Below are 3,607 nucleotides of genomic sequence, written 5' to 3'. Positions count from 1 at the left end.
CTCGACGAGGCAAAACTACTCACACCTCAACGCTCCGAGGGCGGACACCGCCGCTACTCCCGCTATCAACTACGGGTCGCGGCGCGGGCTCGTGAACTGGTCGACCGCGGCACCGCCCTGGATGCGGCGTGCCGCATCATCATCCTTGAAGATCAACTCGCTGAGGCCCACGCCATCAACGCTGAGCTCCACCGGAGCCTTGACGCCGGTCGCGCCCCTTCCGGTGATGATGCTCTGTCCCTGAACGACGCTCCTGGGTCATCAGCTGAGACAGGATCTGGTTGACTCCGTGTCTTTAGATTCGCGACGGCGTGTCGGGCCCCGGTGGGAACCGTCTACTCGACGCGCCGCGCCAATTCGTCCCCTTACAGCTCCCGATTTGGTTGCCTTCGTTCGTGTTCGGGGTTGACCCGTTCGACGAGTGACCTCACCTTCAAAGGTGCGGCGGCGGCGCGGGGTGGGCGCTGCCTTCTGAACGCACCTGGTTGCCCCCCGCATCGCCTGGCAGCAGACTCAGATGCAACCTGTCAGTCAGTCCGCCGCTAATGCCGCTTTCCCGTTGCTTCGTCTGTTAAACCAGGTGGCCCGAGGTAGCTGTGGCAATCTGATGGGTTACCGGTGTAGGCGACGACATGACTGGAGCTTCATCAGCATCATGACCGAGGACGACGCATGGTCGGATCTGCCGGTTGAGTCAGAGTTCACCCGGCAACAGGGCGATGCTGACGGGGACGGTCTGCGGGCGGGTGTGAGCGGGGTGGCCGGCGGGTGTGTGAAGGAGTTGCTCGTCGCGGTGGCCGAGTTCGCCGCCGAGGCGATCCCAGGGGTTGATGGGGTCGCCGCTGTCGCGGGGGTGAGGTGTCCGCCCGACGGTGCGCCGCCGCAGATTCAGTCGTGGACGGCCACCGCGGAATTTGCCCGTCAGATCGGCACGGTGCAATACGAGATCTTCCACGAGGGGCCGTGCGTGAGCTGTATTCAGATGCGGCGCCCGGTGATCAGCGGATCGTTGGGCAGTGATCAACGATGGCCCCGGTTGGGCGGCCGGGTCGCTCGCATGGGTGTGCATTCGGCGTTGTCGTTGCCGCTGCTGGTTGCCGAGCAGGTGGTCGGTGCAATCGACTGCTTCGCTTTCGATCGCGACGTTTTCGATGAACACGCGGTGCGTCTGGGCGCCCAATTCGCCGGGCTGGCCGCGGTGTCGGTGCACAACGCGCAGCTGTTGGTCATGGCGTGCGACAGAGCCGAGCGGCTGACCCGGGCGTTGGACAGTCGGCCGGTGATCGATCAGGCGATCGGCATCATTCGCGCCCGCACCGGCGTCAACACCGACGACGGGTTCGACCGGGTGCGACAGATCAGCCAATCCCAGAACGCCAAACTGCACGTCGTCGCCCGGCAACTAGTTGAAGAGGCGGTACGCCGCGCCCGCGCCCGGCACAGTTAGACCTAACCAACACCCCTGGATGCTTGGCCACTGAGCCCTTCAGGCCTACGCGGATCTCGTTCGTCGTTTCTGAAGGGATGAGAGGCGCGTCTTCCGGGCCTTCGACGCCGCGTCATTTCCGCGATTCACGGTGCCTCGTTTGCTGTCTCACTTGGCGCCCTGCTCGGGGTCGCCAAGGTTCGGGACCGAAGGGCCGCGAGGCAGCGGTGGACGGGGGCACCGGGAATGCTGTGGCTTAGTCGAAGGTCTGCCCTTGTAGGAGGAACTGGTGGAGTTCGCCAAGGAATTTGTTGAACAGGTGGCGGTCGGCGGCGGGGCGGTCGCCGTGTGTTCGTCTTTACGTTACGCAGAGATCCCAATTCAGGATTACGAATACGTCGGGCGAGTGCCGTGACGCGGCGCAACGGCATCAACGAACGCTTCGGCGAAAATGTCGCAACATTCCTCGAGGCCGGGCAGCGCGACTTCGGGGGTGTTAGCAGCCAACCCCGGGCGCATCATGCAATGTACCGAGATGGGGCTAACCAGCTGTTGAATAAGCAATTCGCGGGGAATGTCGCGAATGCGGCCGGCGGCACGTTCACGCTCCAGCCACCGATCCAGAACAGCGAGCACGCGCAGCACGCCGTGCTCAACCAAGACTTGGCCACTTGAGCCCGCCGGACGGGCCAAGGCTTCGGCAAGTAAGGCGGGCAACACGCGCGGTTCGCGAAGGAAAGCGTCTGCAAGCGAGAGGTGGATTCGGCGCACTGTCTCTTTCAGGTCGGATGATGAGTCGGAAATGATGTCTTCCAGATCGAGGTCCGGCATGTACCGGTCGTAGACGGCCTGCAGTAGCTCGTCACGTCCGACGAACACCGCATAGAGGCTGTGCACCGAGCAATCTGCGCGGGCAGCGGTCGCCTCGAAGGATGCCGCCGCAACGCCCCCTGCGCTGACCAGCGCAGCTGCCGCTTCGACAGCTCGCAGCCGCACCGGAGGCCGTCCCCCCGGATCCACACCGGAGTCGCGTACCGCGTCGTCCAGTGCCCGTCGGGAACCGCCGAGCTGGCGCAGCAGCGTGCTACGCGACACCCCCAGCGCGTGCGCGATCACGGCGATCGGCACGTCGGCCACGTCTCTGCCGAGTTGTTCGGCCGAACCCAGCGTGGCCTGGATGACGTCTGCTGGTATACCGCTTGACCGGCGTGACCTGCGTCGTGACATAGAGCTAGACCTACTTTGTAAACGCATTTCAACAATCACTAGACCAGTGACCCATCTCTAAGTAAGGTTACCGGTGCGCGACTCGCGGGGGCTTGGTTTGGTCCTCGGCGAATCGGGACATTCAGCCGATGCCTGAGTGACCGCGGTCACGCCCGCGGCGGAGAACTGGAGTGCGTATGGGGTCGACGATCCGCAGTGTGCGGCAGTGGAGCGTTAAGCCGGCGAAAGATGTGGACACCGCTACCACTCCGCATGTGAATATGTTGCGGGGGTTGGTGGCCAGAGCGACGACACCGTTGCTGCCCGACGATTACCTGAAACTGGTCAACCCGCTGTGGTCTGCCAGGGAACTGCGCGGCGAGGTCGTGTCGGTTGAGCGCGAGACCGAGGACTCGGCCAGCGTGACGATCAAACCGGGTTGGGGCTTCTCCGGTGACTACCGGCCCGGGCAGTATGTCGGAATCGGTCTGCGACTCGACGGTCGATGGCACTGGCGGTCTTATTCGCTCACTTCGATTCCGCAGCGCGACAAGAAGCTGATATCGATCACCGTCAAGGCGACGCCCGAAGGGTTCCTTTCCTCGCATCTGGTGAATGGCGTCGAGGCCGGAACCATCGTCCGATTGGCCGCACCCAAGGGCGATTTCGCGCTGCCGGATCCCGCGCCGGCGAAGTTGCTTCTGGTGAGCGCGGGTAGTGGCATCACTCCCATCATGGCGATGCTGCGCGGATTGAAGGCGCGCGGCGAGAGTCCCGACATCGTGCACATCCACTCCGCCCCGTCGGTCGAGCACGTCATATTCCACGACGAGTTGACGAAGCTCGATGACGATCACACTGGCTATCGGCTGCACCTGCAATTGACCCAGGACGACGGACATCTGGACTTCGCCGGATTGGACAGCATCGTCGGGGATTGGGCGAAGCGCCCCACGTGGGCGTGCGGACCGCCGG

Annotated in this window: 5 protein-coding genes; 4 read left to right on the top strand and 1 reads right to left on the bottom strand. The window is 63.9% G+C overall.

What is annotated here, in order from left to right; genetic code table 11:
* From ACLQI9_RS22065 to ACLQI9_RS22055, 3 genes are all read left to right on the top strand, one after another.
* Nucleotides 1–285 (top strand): MerR family transcriptional regulator (locus ACLQI9_RS22065; protein WP_442392200.1); only part of this gene is annotated, 285 nt, incomplete at its 5' end.
* A gap of 370 nt (nucleotides 286–655) precedes the next feature.
* Nucleotides 656–1,447, top strand: a complete 792-nt coding sequence (locus tag ACLQI9_RS22060; RefSeq protein WP_442392199.1) for a GAF and ANTAR domain-containing protein — start codon at nucleotides 656–658, stop codon at nucleotides 1,445–1,447.
* Between the two features lie 268 nt (nucleotides 1,448–1,715).
* The gene (locus tag ACLQI9_RS22055; protein WP_442392198.1) at nucleotides 1,716–1,841 is read left to right on the top strand and encodes a hypothetical protein; all 126 of its coding nucleotides are present in this window, start codon (nucleotides 1,716–1,718) and stop codon (nucleotides 1,839–1,841) included.
* Here the strand turns inward: ACLQI9_RS22055 and ACLQI9_RS22050 are convergent.
* Nucleotides 1,814–2,653, bottom strand: a complete 840-nt coding sequence (locus tag ACLQI9_RS22050; RefSeq protein WP_442392197.1) for a TetR/AcrR family transcriptional regulator — start codon at nucleotides 2,651–2,653, stop codon at nucleotides 1,814–1,816. The two genes, ACLQI9_RS22055 and ACLQI9_RS22050, sit on opposite strands and share 28 nt — an antisense overlap.
* A gap of 176 nt (nucleotides 2,654–2,829) precedes the next feature.
* Here ACLQI9_RS22050 and ACLQI9_RS22045 point away from each other — a divergent pair.
* The coding region (locus ACLQI9_RS22045) for a ferredoxin reductase (protein ID WP_442392196.1) at nucleotides 2,830–3,607 on the top strand (778 nt) is incomplete at its 3' end.

This window comes from Mycobacterium sp., from assembly GCF_052143115.1.
GTDB lineage: Bacteria > Actinomycetota > Actinomycetes > Mycobacteriales > Mycobacteriaceae > Mycobacterium.
Note: the sequence above shows the minus strand (reverse complement) of the source record. Positions and strands in the feature narration are given on the sequence as shown.

Bases quoted from the DNA above. Each gene is read 5' to 3' on its own strand.
- ACLQI9_RS22060 (WP_442392199.1), top strand. From the start codon at position 656: ATGACCGAGGACGACGCATGGTCGGATCTGCCGGTTGAGTCAGAGTTC.
- ACLQI9_RS22050 (WP_442392197.1), bottom strand. From the start codon at position 2,653: ATGTCACGACGCAGGTCACGCCGGTCAAGCGGTATACCAGCAGACGTC.